Raw genomic sequence first — 232 nt, 5'->3', positions numbered from 1 at the left:
CATCGTCGGGCAGCGCCAGCCACGGCGCGATGCCCGCGATGAGCCGGCCGAAGCATTCCAGGTACGCGACCTGCGGGCTGCGGCCGTCCCACGTGGGGCTCAGCTCCAGCGCGAAGCGTTTTTTCAGCTCGCCCTGCGCCATCGCTTCCAGCACGGGCTCGGCCATCCGGCGCAGCAGGTTCAGCATCCACTCGCGGTCGTTCCCCGCGCGCGGCGCCGGCGTGGCCGCGTC

Annotated in this window: 1 protein-coding gene; it reads right to left on the bottom strand. The window is 72.8% G+C overall.

Annotation, left to right across the window (positions count from 1 at the left end; translation table 11 throughout):
- Positions 1 to 232: DUF2264 domain-containing protein (locus tag ACEN88_RS36335; protein ID WP_413347219.1), on the bottom strand; the 232-nt coding region annotated here is incomplete at both ends.

The organism is Massilia sp. CT11-108, assembly GCF_047302915.1.
Lineage (GTDB): Bacteria > Pseudomonadota > Gammaproteobacteria > Burkholderiales > Burkholderiaceae_D > Telluria > Telluria orientalis.
Note: the sequence above shows the minus strand (reverse complement) of the source record. Positions and strands in the feature narration are given on the sequence as shown.